The organism is Bacillus sp. EKM208B (assembly GCF_011800725.1).
Taxonomy (GTDB): Bacteria; Bacillota; Bacilli; order Bacillales; family Bacillaceae; genus Bacillus; species Bacillus velezensis.
Window position 1 is genome coordinate 247,197 of sequence record NZ_JAANHO010000006.1, and the last position, 15,520, is coordinate 262,716.

Consider the following 15,520-nt stretch of genomic DNA (forward strand, 5'->3'; position numbering starts at 1 on the left):
GTTTCATCATTATTTTTTTGAATTTTTCCCCCAATTCCAATGAGGCGGAAGACTGGTCATTCCCAGATGATATAAAAAAATCCCGCGGCATCCGCGGGATTTTTCTTTGTTAAACGGCTTTCGCCTTTTCTTCTTGTTTGCCTGTCTTTTTGTTTGTCAGTTTAATTGATTTAACAAACAGCGTGAGGATCAATCCGGCAGCGATAAAGGCCAGGCCTGTGAAAAACACGCTGTGAAGCGAATCCATCAGTGACGTTTTCAAAACCGGCACGATATGGGAAGAAAATGCGGCCGGGATCTGCTTAATCGATTCCTGACTGAACAAGGATTGAAGCAGCCCTTCAGGATTCTTGTCAATCATACCTTTAAACTGGGCGGCAAAAGCACTTGCCTGTTTCGGCAGTGAGTCTAAGTAAGGCACCAGTCTGTCGGTTAAAAGGCTTCCTGATCTGGCATTCATGACAGCGCCGAGCACCGTAATGCCGAACGTTCCCCCGATCATCCGGAAAAATTGGCTTGAAGAGGTCACAACACCCAGCTCTTCTTTTGAAAACGTTTCTTGCAGAGCGAGTGTGAGAAGCGGCATGACGAGCCCCATTCCCAGACCGATCACGGCCATATAGCACGTCGCCGCGAGCTTGCTTGTATCCAGCTGCAATGTCGTTAATAAGAAGAAGCCGACGGCCATGATCAGCATGCCGATCATGATTTGCGGTTTAATACCGATCTTATAAACCAGCTGGCCTCCGATAATACTTGTGATAATCATAGATACCATCATCGGCGTCATAATCGTGCCGGACGCGGTGGCGCTGACTCCGATAATTCCCTGCATAAAGAAAGGAACGAACGTAACGGCGCCGAACATGCCGATACTCATGAAAAAGCCGATCAGATTCAGTACGGTAAACGTTCTGTTTTTAAACAGGTACATCGGCAGAATCGGCTCCTTTGCTTTGATTTCAGCGAAAATGAATCCGACAATCCCGGCAAGCGCAAGCGCAAAGAGACCGAGAATCTGCCAAGAGCCCCATGCGTAATCCTTTCCTCCGAAGCTGAGCGCGAGGAGGAGGCTGACGATTCCGACGATCATTGTGAAAATGCCGGCGATGTCAAAGTTAATCGGCCCAGTCTGTTTTCTGCCTTGAAGTCCTCTTGCGATAAAGATCACGGCTAAAATTCCGACAGGCAGGTTGATATAGAAAACCCATTTCCAATTTAATGAGTCAACAATCCAGCCCCCGATTTGCGGGCCGATCACGGAAGCAAGCCCGTAAATCGCCCCGAAAAGCCCTTGGAACTTGGCACGCTGTTTTCCTGTGAACAAATCCCCGATGACGATCATAGCCATCGGCATCATGACACCGCCGCCGATTCCCTGAAGTCCGCGGAAAATAATCAGTTCCGTCATGTTGCTGGCCATTCCGCACAGTGCGGAAGCTCCCATAAAAATCAATAAACCTGACACATAGACGACGCGGCGTCCCAATAAATCTGCAAGTTTCCCCGCAATCGGAACGATCGTCGTCGAAGTTAAAAGATATGCCGTGGTCAGCCACGTCATCATGCTTAATCCCCCGAGGTCACCCACGATTTTAGGAATCGCCGTTCCTACGATGGTGCCGTCAAGGGCTGAGAAAAACATGGCGATGATTAAGCCGGTTATTAATAATGTGCGTTTTGGATCTTTCTTTTCAATGCTCATGTTTCGGCAGCTCCTCTATTCTATTCGTTTTCTTTTTGATCAGCCGCGTATTTCTCGGCGGCTTCCGCTACTTTGCGGATGATGTTCACGGACTGAATCAGTTCATCGTCAGTCAGAACGGACAGGTTTCGCGCCAGTATCGCTTTCCGTCCTTCCACAACATCTTCGAATTTTGTTTCGCCTTTTTTGGTGAGGCTGATGTCGATGACGCGTCTGTCCTGCTGGTTATGTTTGCGGACGATAAGTCCTTTTTGCTCGAGGCGGTCGGCCATTAGCGTCACTGCGCTCGGTTTTACCTCCATGCGTTCCGCAATTTCGGAAACTTTGCAGCTCCCGTGTTTTTTCAGGCTGGCTAAAACAAATAATTGGGCAGGCGTCACCTCGTGTTTTGCCATGCTTTCCACCATTTCAGGCTGTATGTTTTGCAGCAGCGTCTGAAGAGATTTCTGGATGTCAGACACATATTGATCCGCGTTTTTCATAACTCCTCCTCATCTTGTTCCTTGAGAAAATAATTAACATTAGTTAAATATAAATAAGGATTAATGATAAGTCAATCTTTTTGTGCAAAAATAAAAAAAGGATTGATGCTTGTCGAAAACATCAAATCCTTCTTCGTTTTACTGCTGATAGGGAGACTGCTGCTGAATGGTCTGCCGGAACTTCTCATACGATTGCTGAAGCTTTTGGGTATCGGCTGCTTCAATGGAATACCAGCCATTTTGAAACATCACATCGTATAATCTTCTTTGCGCTTTTTGTGACTCATCGAAAATCGCCTGAATATCTTGATAAAGAGACTCGTGGCTGAACTCGTGCAGGGCTGTGCAATATGAAGACGTGATGTATTTTTCCGTCGTCAGCAGCTCATTCACCAAGTCTCTGTCATTCATTTGCGCCGTATTGGGCACGGGCGTTTGCGGATTCGTGATTTTTTGATTTTGCTGTTCCATGTATTGTCCTCCTATTGCATATAGCCTGTTGTTGTCTGTCCGCCTTGATCGGGGTTCAAGCGGCCCAATATGTGCTGATAATGCTTCTGATGCATCCGGCCGATCTGATCAAGCTCTTGTTTTAACGTCTGATTCTGGCAATGTTCCGCCATAAAATGCGCTTTTTTCATGGCAAGCAGATTCCAGTTCAGCATGTCCTCAAGATACAAATGGTCTTTCGTTGAGATGACGGCAGGCGGCAAGTTTCCGTGCTGCTCTTGGTTGTTCATATAAACGCCTCCTTCAATTCTGTTCTTTTTAGCTTTCTCTGCGATCAGGATTTCATACACGAATAAAAGAAAAAGGAGGGAGTTCATCCTTGCTGCGGAACATATGTTTATTTTTGTCGAAAAATAAAATGCTTACAAAATTCGCCCAGGCTTACGGAATCCGCTTCGGCGCGGGAAGGTTCGTTGCAGGGGAAACACTCACAGAAGCTGTGAAAACGGTAAAGCGGCTGAACCAAAAAGGGCTGTCGGCTTCGATTGATTATCTAGGTGAATATGCGGGTTCAGAGAAGGATGCGAAAAGGACGGCGGAAGAATGTAAAAAAGCAATCAGGGCGATTGCCGAGAATCAACTGGATTGTGAGCTGTCTCTGAAATTAACATCCATCGGTCTGGATATTTCCGAGAAGCTCGCGGAACAGCATGTCAGAGACATATTGACGGAGGCAAAAGAACGCTGCGTGCCTGTAACGATTGATATGGAGGACTATTCAAGATGCGGCCGTACACTCGAGCTGTATAAGCGGTGCAAGCCGGATTTCCCGATGCTCGGCACCGTCATTCAGGCTTATTTGTACCGGGCAGCTGAAGACATCAGCGGTCTGATGCCATACAAGCCGCGGCTCAGGCTTGTAAAAGGCGCTTATAAAGAATCGGCGGCCGTTGCATTCCCTGATAAAAAAGCAACCGATCTTCATTTTCAGCAGCTGATTAAGCTGCAGCTTTTGAGCGGCCATGAAACGGCGGTGGCGACTCATGACGATGACATCATTTCTTATACGAAAACACTCATAAGCGAACATCAAATTCCCCGGGAGCAGTTTGAATTCCAAATGCTGTACGGCATCAGAACGGAGCGCCAGAAGGAGCTTGCCGAAGAAGGATACAGGATGAGGGTGTATGTCCCGTACGGAACCGATTGGTACGGGTACCTGATGAGAAGAATCGCCGAGCGCCCGGCAAACGCGGCGTTTGTGCTGAAAGGGATCTTCAAAAAATAACGGCTGCTCCAAAAAGCAGCCGCAGCATGTTATTCCATGTTGTCTTTTTTATATTGCTGATTTTGGCTCGTCCGTTTGCCGCCGCCGTATTTTTGCTTCGGTCCCGCATTTCCTTTCATGCTGGCCGCGCTCACTGCGGCAGAAGACGGATCTTTTCTCCCTCGCACCATTCCCTTCACCTCCGGGTTTAAGTTTCCCGCCCGCGCCATGGAACATGCGGAAGCCGAAAAATTTAAAAAAATTCCATATTTGCTATTGAAGTCATCCTGAAAATCTTTTAAGATGAAAGAAGAAAAGGGTTTCATTTTTTTTGCCGAAAAAATGAATGACTATTCATTCAAAGTTCAAGGGGGATGACTCATGCACAAGTTTATAAAGAAAGCAGCCGTTCTCGGATCAGGCGTCATGGGGTCCGGAATTGCCGCGCACTTGGCTAACATCGGAATTCCCGTCCTGCTGCTTGATATTGTGCCAAACGAGCTGACAAAGGATGAGATGAAAAAAGGGCTGACATTAGAAAGCCCGGAGGTCCGCAGCAGGCTGAGCCGATCGGCCATGCAAAAGCTGCTGAAGCAAAAACCGGCGCCGCTGACTTCGGCTGCCAATCTCGACTATATAACTGCGGGGAATTTGGAAGATGACGCAGCTCAATTAAAGGATGCTGATTGGATTATTGAAGTCGTCGTCGAAAATCTTGACGTAAAAAAACAGATTTTCTCACTCGTTGATGAATACCGGAAACCGGGAAGCATCGTGTCGAGCAATACGTCCGGTATCTCCGTCACAAAAATGGCGGAAGGCCGATCTGCCGATTTTAAAGCCCATTTCTTAGGAACCCATTTCTTTAATCCGGCCCGCTACTTAAAGCTTCTGGAAATCATTCCGATTCAGGAAACAGATCCTGACGTGCTGGAGTTTATGACTTCATTTGCAGAAAACACGCTCGGGAAAGGTGTCGTCATCGCGAAAGACACGCCTAACTTTATCGCCAACCGCATCGGTACGTACGGCCTGCTGGTCACGGTAAGAGAAATGCTTTCTTCCGGCTGCCGCATCGGCGAGGTGGACACGGTGACCGGGCCTTTGATCGGCAGACCGAAAAGCGCGACCTTCAGAACCCTTGACGTTGTGGGGCTTGATACTTTCGCCCATGTGGCAAAAAATGTGTATGATAAAGCCGACGGTGCTGAAAAAGACATGTTTAAGCTTCCTGAATTTATGAATGACATGCTGAAAAACAATTGGCTGGGCAGCAAATCAGGCCAAGGTTTTTACAAAAAAGAAGGTAAAACAATATATGAACTCGATCCGCTGACCATGACATACGGTGAGCGCTCGAAAATGAAGACGCCCGCGTTAGAAGCCGCCAAACAGGCAAAGGGTGCCAAAGGCAAAATGAAAGCGCTTATATACTCCGATGACCGCGCCGGACGCCTGCTTTGGAATATTACATCGCAAACACTCTTATACTCAGCCCGGCTTTTAGGTGAGATCGCTGATGATATCAAAGCGATTGACGACGCCATGAAATGGGGCTTCGGATGGGAGCTCGGCCCGTTTGAGATGTGGGATGCCATCGGCGTCAGAAAATCAGCGGAGCGGCTCGAAGAAGAAGGCGCAGAAATCCCCGGCTGGGTGAAAGATATGCTTGATCAGGGCCATGAAACATTTTATATGAAGGAAAACGGAACACCATTTTACTATTCAGACGGCCAATACAGGGCTGTGAAAGAAAATCCGAAACGGATCAGCCTGCAAACGTTAAAAGAAACAAAAGGCGTTATCACTAAAAACAGCGGCGCAAGTCTGATTGATCTCGGCGATGATGTCGCGCTGCTGGAATTTCATACGAAAAGCAACGCGATCGGCTTAGACATTATTCAGATGATTGACAATGCGCTTGAGGAAACCGAGCGGAATTATAAAGGACTTGTCATCGGAAACCAAGGCAGACATTTCTGCGCGGGGGCAAACCTTGCGATGATTTTGATGGAAGCTCAGGATGATAACTTCATGGAAGTCGATTTTGTCATCCGCCGTTTTCAGCAGACGATGCTGAACATCAAATACAGCGCTAAACCCGTTGTCGCGGCGCCATTCGGGATGACACTCGGCGGCGGCACGGAAGTCTGTCTCCCGGCGGCACGCGTTCAGGCGGCGAGCGAATCGTATATGGGTCTTGTTGAAACCGGCGTCGGCCTTATTCCGGGCGGCGGAGGAAACAAAGAGCTGTACATGAATTATTTGAACGGCGGAAGTGAACTGATGGACGCGGCCATTAAAACCTTCGAAACAATCGCGCTTGCCAAAGTGTCCGGTTCGGCACACGAAGCCCGTGATATGCAGATTTTGTCCGCGGCAGACCGTGTCAGCATGAATCAGGATCACCTGCTGCACGATGCGAAACAGCTGGCTGCTTCCTTATATGACAGCGGATACCGCCCGCCTGCCCGCAAAAAAGTGAAAGTCACCGGAGAAACCGGCTGTGCGGCATTACTGCTCGGAGCAGACCAAATGAGACGGTCGGGTTATTTATCCGATCACGATATGAAGATTGCGAAGAAGCTGGCCCATGTCATTGCCGGCGGAAGAGTCCCGTTCGGCACGGAGGTTTCAGAAGAATATTTACTCGAGATTGAAAGAGAAGCCTTTTTAAGCCTCGCTGGCGAGGCGAAATCTCAAGCGAGAATGCAGCATATGCTCGTCAAAGGCAAACCTTTACGGAACTAGGAGGGTGTTTATGAGAGAAGCAGTCATTGTGGCCGGTGCGAGAACCCCGGTCGGTAAAGCGAAAAAAGGATCGCTTGCAGCCGTTCGTCCTGATGATTTAGGCGCGCTTTGTGTAAAAGAAACGCTGAAACGGGCAGGCGGCTATGAAGGAAACATCGATGACTTAATTATCGGTTGTGCAACACCTGAAGCCGAACAAGGATTAAATATGGCGCGGAATATCGGTGCGCTGGCGGGGCTTCCTCATACGGTGCCGGCCATTACGGTGAACCGCTACTGCTCTTCCGGGCTCCAATCCATCGCTTACGGTGCTGAAAAAATCATGATCGGCGCGGGTGACACCGTCATTGCGGGCGGTGCGGAATCCATGTCGCAAGTTCCGATGATGGGGCATGTGACACGGCCGAATATCGCTTTGGCGGAGCATGCGCCTGAGTATTACATGAGCATGGGGCACACAGCGGAGCAGGTCGCCGAAACGTACGGCGTATCCAGAGAAGACCAGGATGCATTTGCCGTCCGCAGCCATCAGAATGCCGCAAAAGCCCTTAAAGAAGGCAAATTCAATGACGAAATCGTGCCGGTTGAAGTATCGCTGACAGAAGTCGGTGATGACCATAAGCCGCGGAAAAAACAATTTACCTTTTCACAAGATGAAGGCGTTCGTCCCGGCACATCGGCTGACGTCTTGGCGAAGCTCCGTCCGGCTTTTTCTAAAACGGGAACCGTGACGGCCGGGAACTCTTCACAAACAAGTGACGGCGCGGCGGCTGTCATGCTGATGGATCGCGAAAAAGCATCGTCGCTCGGATTGGCGCCGCTTGTCAAATTCCGTTCCTTTGCCGTAGGGGGCGTTCCGCCTGAGGTAATGGGGATCGGTCCGATTGAAGCCATCCCGCGGGCGCTCAAGCTTGCCGGACTCGAATTGCAGGATATCGGGCTTTTTGAATTGAATGAGGCCTTTGCTTCACAGGCCATTCAAGTCATCAGATCGCTTGGGATAGATGAAGAAAAGGTGAACGTCAACGGAGGCGCCATCGCGCTCGGACATCCGCTCGGATGCACGGGAACGAAGCTGACCCTGTCACTCATTCATGAAATGAAACGGAGAAACGAGCAATTCGGCGTGGTGACGATGTGCATCGGAGGCGGCATGGGCGCTGCCGGCGTATTTGAGCTCATTTAAAACAAGGGGGAAACGAAGCATGAAACAGGAAACGGTCAACGTCAAAAAAGGCGGCAGCTTTCTGATTGAAGAGACGGGATATGATCAAATATTCACTCCGGAGGACTTTACAGACGAACATAAAATGATCGGCAAAACGACAGAAGACTACGTCGTAAACGATGTGCTTCCATATATCGATGAAATTGAAAACCATCAGTTCGAGCATTCGGTCAGACTGCTGAAAAAAGCCGGAGATCTCGGCCTCCTCGGAGCAGACGTGCCTGAAGAGTACGGCGGCATCGGCCTGGATAAAATCAGTTCAGCCTTCATTACGGAAAAGTTTTCACGTGCCGGCAGCTTTTCGCTGTCTTACGGCGCTCACGTCGGGATCGGCTCATTGCCGATCGTGTTCTTCGGAACGGAAGAACAGAAAAAAACCTATTTGCCGGACTTGGCTTCAGGGCAAAGAATCGCGGCATACGCCTTAACTGAGCCCGGTTCAGGTTCAGATGCCCTCGGCGCGAAAACCACGGCTGTTTTGAATGAAGCGGGCACACACTATATTCTTAACGGAGAAAAGCAATGGATTACAAACTCCGCCTTTGCAGATGTCTTTGTCGTCTACGCTAAAGTGGACGGAGATAAGTTTTCCGCATTTATCGTAGAAAAGAACTATCCGGGCGTGTCAACGGGACCGGAAGAGAAAAAAATGGGGATTAAGGGTTCATCGACAAGAACACTGATTTTAGATCAGGCGGAAGTCCCGAAAGAAAACCTTCTCGGCGAAATCGGAAAAGGCCATGTCATCGCCTTTAATATCCTGAATATCGGGCGCTACAAGCTTGCCGTCGGCACAATCGGCGCTTCAAAACGGGTGATTGAGCTGTCCGCCGCTTATGCAAACCAGCGCCGGCAATTTAAAACGCCGATCTCAAGCTTCACGCTCACTCAGGAAAAGCTTGCGACGATGTCAGCGCGGCTTTACGCCATGGAGAGCTCTGTATACAGAACAGTGGGCTTATTCGAAGATAATATGAGCAGACTGACGGAAGAGGAGCAAAAAGACGGACGCGAAGTCGCGAAGTCAATCGCCGAGTACGCGATTGAATGCTCGCTCAACAAAATGTGCGGTTCTGAAACGCTTGATTACATTGCCGATGAAGGCGTTCAAATTCACGGCGGTTACGGATTTATGCAGGAATATGAAGTGGAGCGCGCTTATCGCGACTCAAGAATCAACAGAATTTTTGAAGGCACAAATGAAATCAACCGCCTGATCGTAACGAGCACGTTCCTGAAAAAAGCCGTAAAAGGTCAGCTGCCGCTCTTTGAAAAAGCAAAAGCGCTCCAAGAAGAACTCATGATGCTGATGCCTGAAGAGCCGGGCTCAGAACCTCTTGAACAGGAAAAATACATTGTCAGACAGGCGAAAAAGATCGCCCTCTTGACAGCGGGTCTCGCGGCGCAGAAATACGGCAAAGAGATCGAAGGCGAGCAGGAAATCATGGTGAACATTGCCGATATTGTCAGCGCGCTTTACGCTTTGGAATCTGCCGTCCTCAGAACGGAAAAAGCAATTGCGGCGGACGGTGCCGAAAAAGCCGCGCAGAAGCTGTTATATACGGAAATCTTTGCTCAGGAAGCCCTTCAGAACATTGAAGCGCACGCCAAAGAATCACTGATCGCCATGGAGGAAGGAGATTCCCTCCGCATGATGCTTTCCGTGCTGCGCAAACTGACGCGCCTGACGCCGAAAAACCTCATTCAGAAAAAACGTGAAGCGGCAGCCGCCGTCTTCCGTGAAGAAAAATATACGGTCTGATCACATGCTGAAAGCGCTCCTTCATCAGGGGCGCTTTTTCATGAAGCAACGTTATAGGTTTTTACAAGTGATTGTGTTAAAATAACGACGATCATTTACAAGGGGTGAAGAAGATGTCGTTAAATTTTTACTGGTACCCTAAATGCGGAACGTGCCGTAATGCGAAAAAATGGCTGGAAGACCGCGGTAAGGAAATAAACGAAATACATATCGCGGAGGAAACTCCGTCGAAAGAAGAAATTAAAGACCTCTATGAGAAGAGCGGTCTTGAGCTCAAAAAGTTTTTCAACACGAGCGGAATGAAATACCGCGAGCTGAACTTAAAGGAAAAACTGTACCATATGTCAGAGGACGAACAGCTTGAACTCCTGGCATCAGACGGTATGCTCCTGAAACGCCCGATTACGACAGACGGCGAAAAAGTCACTGTCGGCTTTAAAGAAGACCAATTCGAAAAATATTGGATGTAATGCCAGGTTCAAAGAATTATGGTATCTTCTTATTATAAGAAAAAAATGGAGGGATTTAGATGAGCACACCGAAAGAAATGCGTTATTCCAAAGAGCACGAATGGGTCAAAGTTGAGGACGGAAAAGCCCGTATCGGGATTACACATTTCGCGCAAGCCGAACTTGGCGACATCGTCTTTGTCGAGCTTCCGGAAGTCGGCGCCGAAATTAAAGCGGACGAGCCATTCGGCAGCGTGGAATCCGTCAAAACCGTATCCGAACTGTACGCACCGATTAACGGAACGGTGACGGAAGTGAACGAAGACCTTGATGACAGTCCTGAATTCGTAAACGAGTCTCCGTATGAAAAAGCGTGGATGATCGTCGTGGAACCGGCTGATGCTGAAGAAATCGAAAACCTCATGACTTCCGAGCAATATGACGAAATGACACAGGAAGACTGATCGGATAGCAAAGGGGCCATTTGGACATTCTATCTGTAACGGGAGGTGTCTAAAATGGCTTTTGATAAACAAAAGGTCGATGTGACGGAGAACGTTACGGGCCGCTTTCAAAACGGCCGGTTTTCCTTGTTTCATGAAAATGAAGCCATCGGCGAGATGACAGGCATGGACCAGTACGAGCTCAAACAGGGCTTTTCATTTGAAAATCAAAAATTTTATAAAACAGCCGATGTCATAAACGGCAGCGATCCGAAATATGTCGATTGCGATTATGAGAATGGCTGGTGTTAACAGTTGGCGGTGAATTTCACTGCCTTCTTTTTCAATCTGACGCTAAAACAATCGGCAGGTGACGCGCTTATGTACAACGGAGATGAAAAGGTCATTATCGTAGAAGGAAAATCTGATAAAATCAAAGTCAGGGAAGTGCTCATCGAACCCGCGGAAATCGTCTGTACTAACGGAACAATCGGCCAAACCGAACTGGAAGATTTGGCGGACCGCCTGTTTGACAGAGACGTCTATATTTTAACGGACGCAGATGACTCCGGAGAAAAATTAAGAAAACAGCTGAAACGGGAGCTTCCCGAAGCGCGCCATATTTATATAGACAGAACATACAGGCAAGTCGAGTCATGCCCGGGCCATCATCTCGCATCTGTGCTGATCAGAGCCGGCTTTGATGCTGACACTGTATTTTTGAAAAAGAACGACCTGAGGTGGTAACCATGAAAGAACTCCAAGAAAATGAACTCGAATCGATTCAGGATGACGTTTATCTCCTGTATTTGTACACCCCGTTTTGCGGCACATGCCAGCTGGCGTCCAAAATGCTTACTGTCGTTGAAGAAATGCTGCCCGGCGCTGCCTTCTATAAAAACAACGTGAATTATTCCCCCGCATTCGCCAAAGCCTATCAGATTGAAAGCGTTCCGTGCTTTTTGCTGTTTAAAGGCGGAGAGCTTGTTGAGAAAGGATACGCCTTCCGCTCCGTTTCCTATTTATATGAGCTGATTAAACAAAAAACATCGCAAACGTTCCCGATGTGACAATATTTACAGGAAAATGTCGTGCGGTTTATAAAGGGTTCTGTCCGTTAAAAAGAGAAAGTGTATGTATGGCCATTAAAACGGGAGGTTATACGAGTGGAGAAAATAGAAGTTTCAGAGAATGACGGACAGCATCTGTTTTTGAAACCGCTATTAAACGCCTCAACTCTGCTGATTACATTCCAAGGAGAAACAGAAGCCTTAACGGTCTCAATTAACGGACAGGGAGAAATGAGAAAAACGTCGGTTTCAAAGGAAAAATCTAATTTGACCTTCTACGGAAACCAGACGGAAATCATCCATCTCCTTCATGGTGATGTCTCTTTGCAAAAGCTTATCCAAAGCGGAAAACTCAAAGTGAAAGGATCATTCAGAGCTCTGCTGAAGCTGGAGGCCATCCTCTGGCTGACAAACGGATTTTTTCAGGCGATCAGTAAACGGCCTTAAACTGCCAATCTACTATGTGACAATAGCTTCCAATATTTATTTTATTGACTTTTTATCATTCGCCGTGCTATTCTACAGTAAGAATTTCCGGACGAAAATACGATATGTTTTCTCTTATCAAGAGAGGTGGAGGGAAGTGCCCTATGAAGCCCGGCAACCATCAACGATGTTGAAATGGTGCCAATTCACTCGAAGCGGTCTGCTTTGAAAGATGAGAGAAAGGCCTTTTTCAATAAGCCTTTCTGCTCATTTTTGCAGAAAGGCTTTTCTTTTGCGGAGAAACCCGGAAGATTTCTTAGAATAGTGTAAGGCGGGTGATTGCTTTGATCCATCTTCAAAATGTTTCAAAAATTTACAAAGCGAAGCATGGGGATGTCAATGCTGTCCAAGATGTCACTCTTGATATCAAAAAGGGCGAAATATTTGGAATTATAGGATATAGCGGAGCTGGTAAAAGTTCCTTAATCCGTCTCCTGAACGGCCTTGAAAAGCCGACGTCGGGAACCGTGGAAGTCGCGGGGACGGAATTAAATAAAGTAAGCAGCCGCGGGCTGAGAAAAGCGCGCCAGGAAATCAGCATGATCTTCCAGCATTTTAACCTTCTGTGGTCGCGCACCGTCCGGGAGAACATTATGTTTCCGCTGGAAATCGCCGGCGTGAAAAAAAGCGAACGGGTCCGCCGCGCCGATGAATTGATTAAACTGGTCGGATTAGAGGGGAAAGAAAAATCTTATCCGTCGCAGCTGAGCGGCGGTCAAAAGCAGCGTGTCGGCATCGCCCGGGCGCTCGCCAATAATCCGAAAGTCCTTCTGTGCGATGAAGCGACATCAGCGCTCGATCCGCAGACGACCGATTCAATTTTGGATCTTTTATCCGATATAAATGACAGACTCGGTCTGACGATCGTGCTCATTACCCATGAAATGCACGTCATCCGAAAAATCTGCAACAGAGTCGCCGTCATGGAAAACGGGAAAGTCGTTGAAGAAGGCGAAGTACTCCAAGTTTTCAGAAACCCGCGCGAACCGATGACTAAGCGTTTCGTTCAGCAGGTGACAGAACCGGAGGAGACGAAAGAAACCATCCAGCATTTTCTGCAGGAAACAGCGACAGGAAAAACGATTCAGCTTTCATTTGTCGGGCAGGCCGCCGAGCAGCCCCTCATTACGGAAATGATCCGAAACTTTGATGTGGACGTCAATATTCTGCAGGGGAAAATTTCACAGACGAAGGACGGAGCCTACGGTTCTTTATTCATTCATATTGACGGTCAGGAAAAAGAAGTAGAAAACGTGATCCGGTTCATCAAAGACAAACAGGTAGAAGCAGAGGTGATCACAAATGTTTGAAAAATGGTTCCCGAACGTTGATATAACCGAGCTGTGGACGGCCACATACGAGACCCTTTATATGACGGTCATCGCATTAGTTTTTTCATTTATCATCGGAGCGATTCTCGGTCTTCTGCTCTTTTTAACGGGCAAGGGAAGTTTATGGGAAAATAAACTCATTAACACCGTGATTGCGGCGGTCGTTAATATTTTCAGGTCTATTCCGTTTCTTATTTTAATTATTCTGCTTCTAGGCTTTACTAAGATTTTGGTCGGATCGATTTTAGGACCGAACGCCGCATTGCCGGCGCTGATTATCGGCTCCGCGCCGTTTTACGCCCGTCTTGCGGAAATTGCGCTGCGGGAAGTCGATAAAGGAGTCATTGAAGCTGCCAGATCAATGGGAGCAAAGACATCGACGATTATCTTCAAAGTGCTGATTCCTGAATCAATGCCTGCGTTAATTTCAGGCATCACCGTTACGGCCATCGCCCTGATCGGATCTACCGCCATTGCCGGCGCCATCGGTTCAGGCGGACTCGGAAACCTTGCATATGTAGAAGGCTACCAGTCCAATAATACGGATGTAACGTTTGTAGCGACAGTATTTATACTCATCATCGTCTTTATCATTCAGATTATCGGTGATGTAATTACAAATATAATAGACAAAAGATAAGGGAGGATTTACATTGAAAAAGATTGTATTAAGTGCGCTGCTGCTTGTGTTCGCGGGAGTTTTGGCCGCCTGCGGGTCAAACGGCTCAAATAAAAAGGAAATCGTCGTCGCCGCGACAAAAACACCGCATGCTGAAATCTTAAAAGAAGCGGAACCGCTCTTGAAGGAAAAAGGCTACACATTAAAAGTAAAAGTGCTGAACGATTACAAAATGTACAACAAAGCGTTAGCTGATAATGAAGTGGATGCGAACTTCTTCCAGCACGTTCCTTACCTTGAACAGGAAATGAAAGAAAATAAAGATTACAAACTCGTGAATGCCGGAGCCGTTCACCTTGAGCCATTCGGAATTTACACGAAAAAATACAAATCACTGAAAGACCTGCCTAAAGGCGCGACCATCATCATGACGAACAATGTCGCTGAACAAGGCCGTATGCTGGCGATGCTTGAAAAAGCCGGACTGATCACACTTGATCCGAAGGTAAAAACGATTGAAGCCACTACGAAAAACATTACGAAAAACCCGAAAAACCTGACATTCAAAAAAATCGCCCCTGAATTAACGGCGAAAGCATATAATGAAGAAGAAGGCGATGCAGTCTTCATTAACGTCAACTATGCGATTCAAAACAAACTGAATCCGTTAAAAGATGCGATTGAAGTGGAATCAACGAAAAACAACCCGTACGCAAACATCATCGCCGTACGCAAAGGTGACGAAAAATCAGAGAAAATCAAAGCGCTTATGGAAGTGCTTCACTCTAAGAAAATCAAAGACTTTATTGAGAAAAAATACGACGGAGCCGTGCTTCCCGTATCTGAATAAAACGAAAACCCCGGATGAATCATCCGGGGTTTTTTTCGGGTATTAATCGGAGAACTGTCCATAATAAAAAGGAAGGTTAACTTATTGGAGGGAAATGGCAGTGGCTCAATACCAGGATAACGGCAAAAGCGTGCATGACGCATTGAAACAATATAAAGAAGGTTTAGGCATATTTGAGCAAAAAATGCCGATGATGGGGCGGAAGTTTAATGAATTTACTGAACAGTGTTTCTCTGCGGATTCATTAACTGAAAAAGAGAAACAATTAATCGCTCTGGGCATCAGCATCAGCGCTCAAGATGAATTTTGCATGATTTATCATACGAAGGGCTGCCTTGACCAAGGGGCGACAGAAGAAAACATCCTTGAGGTCATCGGCGTCGCGGCGGCATTCGGGGGCGGCGCGGCTCTCAGTCAGGGAGTGACCCTCGTGCAGCAGTGCATTCAGGAATTCGGACATACGACGCATTAGAAAGAGCAATCGTGTGAATACCGTTTTTCAGATAAAGCGAGCGCCGGTTTTCGGCACATTCGAAAGGATTCAGGGGCACACTCTCTTTGGCCGGAGCAGAGGATCATTGTTACAATAGAAACAAATATATGAAGGGATTGATTCATTATCTGCAC

The 15,520-nt window shown here is 47.5% G+C and carries 19 protein-coding genes and 1 riboswitch; of the genes, 14 read left to right on the forward strand and 5 right to left on the reverse strand.

Annotated elements, in window-relative coordinates:
- Positions 1 to 109 precede the first annotated feature (109 nt).
- From G9F75_RS13140 to G9F75_RS13155, 4 genes are all read right to left on the reverse strand, one after another.
- The gene (locus G9F75_RS13140) at positions 110 to 1,705 is read right to left on the reverse strand and encodes an MDR family MFS transporter (RefSeq protein ID WP_007410079.1); all 1,596 of its coding nucleotides are present in this window, start codon (positions 1,703 to 1,705) and stop codon (positions 110 to 112) included.
- A gap of 20 nt (positions 1,706 to 1,725) precedes the next feature.
- Entirely contained in the window at positions 1,726 to 2,187 is a 462-nt protein-coding gene (locus tag G9F75_RS13145) for a MarR family winged helix-turn-helix transcriptional regulator (protein ID WP_003151828.1), read from the reverse strand.
- 138 nt (positions 2,188 to 2,325) lie between these two features.
- Positions 2,326 to 2,658: a spore coat protein gene (locus G9F75_RS13150; protein WP_014418831.1), complete on the reverse strand. Its 333-nt coding sequence runs from the start codon at positions 2,656 to 2,658 to the stop codon at positions 2,326 to 2,328.
- A gap of 11 nt (positions 2,659 to 2,669) precedes the next feature.
- Positions 2,670 to 2,927, reverse strand: a complete 258-nt coding sequence (locus G9F75_RS13155) for a hypothetical protein (RefSeq protein WP_015418171.1) — start codon at positions 2,925 to 2,927, stop codon at positions 2,670 to 2,672.
- A gap of 89 nt (positions 2,928 to 3,016) precedes the next feature.
- Between G9F75_RS13155 and G9F75_RS13160 the strand changes: the two genes are divergently transcribed.
- On the forward strand, positions 3,017 to 3,925 hold the full coding sequence (locus G9F75_RS13160) for a proline dehydrogenase family protein (protein WP_021494006.1): 909 nt from the start codon (positions 3,017 to 3,019) through the stop codon (positions 3,923 to 3,925).
- 29 nt (positions 3,926 to 3,954) lie between these two features.
- Here G9F75_RS13160 and G9F75_RS13165 read toward each other — a convergent pair whose 3' ends face one another.
- Positions 3,955 to 4,095: a YuzL family protein gene (locus G9F75_RS13165; RefSeq protein ID WP_003151836.1), complete on the reverse strand. Its 141-nt coding sequence runs from the start codon at positions 4,093 to 4,095 to the stop codon at positions 3,955 to 3,957.
- A 190-nt stretch (positions 4,096 to 4,285) separates the two neighbouring features.
- Here G9F75_RS13165 and G9F75_RS13170 point away from each other — a divergent pair, with 190 nt between their 5' ends.
- The 13 genes from G9F75_RS13170 (at position 4,286) to G9F75_RS13230 (ending at position 15,365) form a co-directional block, all read left to right on the forward strand.
- The gene (locus G9F75_RS13170; RefSeq protein ID WP_014418828.1) at positions 4,286 to 6,655 is read left to right on the forward strand and encodes a 3-hydroxyacyl-CoA dehydrogenase/enoyl-CoA hydratase family protein; all 2,370 of its coding nucleotides are present in this window, start codon (positions 4,286 to 4,288) and stop codon (positions 6,653 to 6,655) included.
- Positions 6,656 to 6,665: 10 nt separating this feature from the next.
- The gene (locus tag G9F75_RS13175) at positions 6,666 to 7,841 is read left to right on the forward strand and encodes an acetyl-CoA C-acetyltransferase (RefSeq protein WP_003151841.1); all 1,176 of its coding nucleotides are present in this window, start codon (positions 6,666 to 6,668) and stop codon (positions 7,839 to 7,841) included.
- Between the two features lie 19 nt (positions 7,842 to 7,860).
- On the forward strand, positions 7,861 to 9,645 hold the full coding sequence (locus G9F75_RS13180) for an acyl-CoA dehydrogenase family protein (RefSeq protein ID WP_007613612.1): 1,785 nt from the start codon (positions 7,861 to 7,863) through the stop codon (positions 9,643 to 9,645).
- 113 nt (positions 9,646 to 9,758) lie between these two features.
- Complete coding sequence (locus G9F75_RS13185) at positions 9,759 to 10,115, forward strand: arsenate reductase family protein (protein WP_003151843.1); 357 nt, start codon at positions 9,759 to 9,761, stop codon at positions 10,113 to 10,115.
- Between the two features lie 59 nt (positions 10,116 to 10,174).
- Positions 10,175 to 10,558: a glycine cleavage system protein GcvH gene (gene gcvH, locus G9F75_RS13190; protein WP_014418827.1), complete on the forward strand. Its 384-nt coding sequence runs from the start codon at positions 10,175 to 10,177 to the stop codon at positions 10,556 to 10,558.
- Between the two features lie 54 nt (positions 10,559 to 10,612).
- Positions 10,613 to 10,849 (forward strand): YusG family protein, encoded by a 237-nt coding sequence (locus G9F75_RS13195; protein ID WP_003151845.1) that lies wholly within the window; start codon positions 10,613 to 10,615, stop codon positions 10,847 to 10,849.
- A gap of 69 nt (positions 10,850 to 10,918) precedes the next feature.
- A complete protein-coding gene (locus G9F75_RS13200; protein WP_007410083.1) occupies positions 10,919 to 11,284 on the forward strand; it encodes a toprim domain-containing protein in 366 nt (121 codons plus the stop codon).
- Positions 11,285 to 11,286: 2 nt separating this feature from the next.
- On the forward strand, positions 11,287 to 11,607 hold the full coding sequence (locus G9F75_RS13205) for a thioredoxin family protein (protein ID WP_003151847.1): 321 nt from the start codon (positions 11,287 to 11,289) through the stop codon (positions 11,605 to 11,607).
- Between the two features lie 96 nt (positions 11,608 to 11,703).
- Positions 11,704 to 12,054, forward strand: a complete 351-nt coding sequence (locus G9F75_RS13210) for an SCP2 sterol-binding domain-containing protein (protein ID WP_007410085.1) — start codon at positions 11,704 to 11,706, stop codon at positions 12,052 to 12,054.
- 111 nt (positions 12,055 to 12,165) lie between these two features.
- A riboswitch (SAM riboswitch) is annotated at positions 12,166 to 12,272 on the forward strand.
- Between the two features lie 105 nt (positions 12,273 to 12,377).
- Entirely contained in the window at positions 12,378 to 13,403 is a 1,026-nt protein-coding gene (gene metN / locus G9F75_RS13215; RefSeq protein WP_003151850.1) for a methionine ABC transporter ATP-binding protein MetN, read from the forward strand.
- Positions 13,396 to 14,064, forward strand: a complete 669-nt coding sequence (locus G9F75_RS13220; protein ID WP_014418826.1) for a methionine ABC transporter permease — start codon at positions 13,396 to 13,398, stop codon at positions 14,062 to 14,064. Before metN ends, G9F75_RS13220 begins: the two co-directional genes overlap by 8 nt.
- 13 nt (positions 14,065 to 14,077) lie before the next feature.
- Positions 14,078 to 14,893 carry a methionine ABC transporter substrate-binding lipoprotein MetQ gene (gene metQ / locus G9F75_RS13225; RefSeq protein ID WP_014418825.1) on the forward strand — a complete coding sequence of 272 codons (816 nt, stop codon included), beginning with the start codon at positions 14,078 to 14,080 and terminating at the stop codon, positions 14,891 to 14,893.
- A gap of 94 nt (positions 14,894 to 14,987) precedes the next feature.
- Positions 14,988 to 15,365, forward strand: coding sequence for a carboxymuconolactone decarboxylase family protein (locus G9F75_RS13230; protein WP_029973602.1), 378 nt, complete (start codon positions 14,988 to 14,990; stop codon positions 15,363 to 15,365).
- Positions 15,366 to 15,520 lie beyond the last annotated feature (155 nt).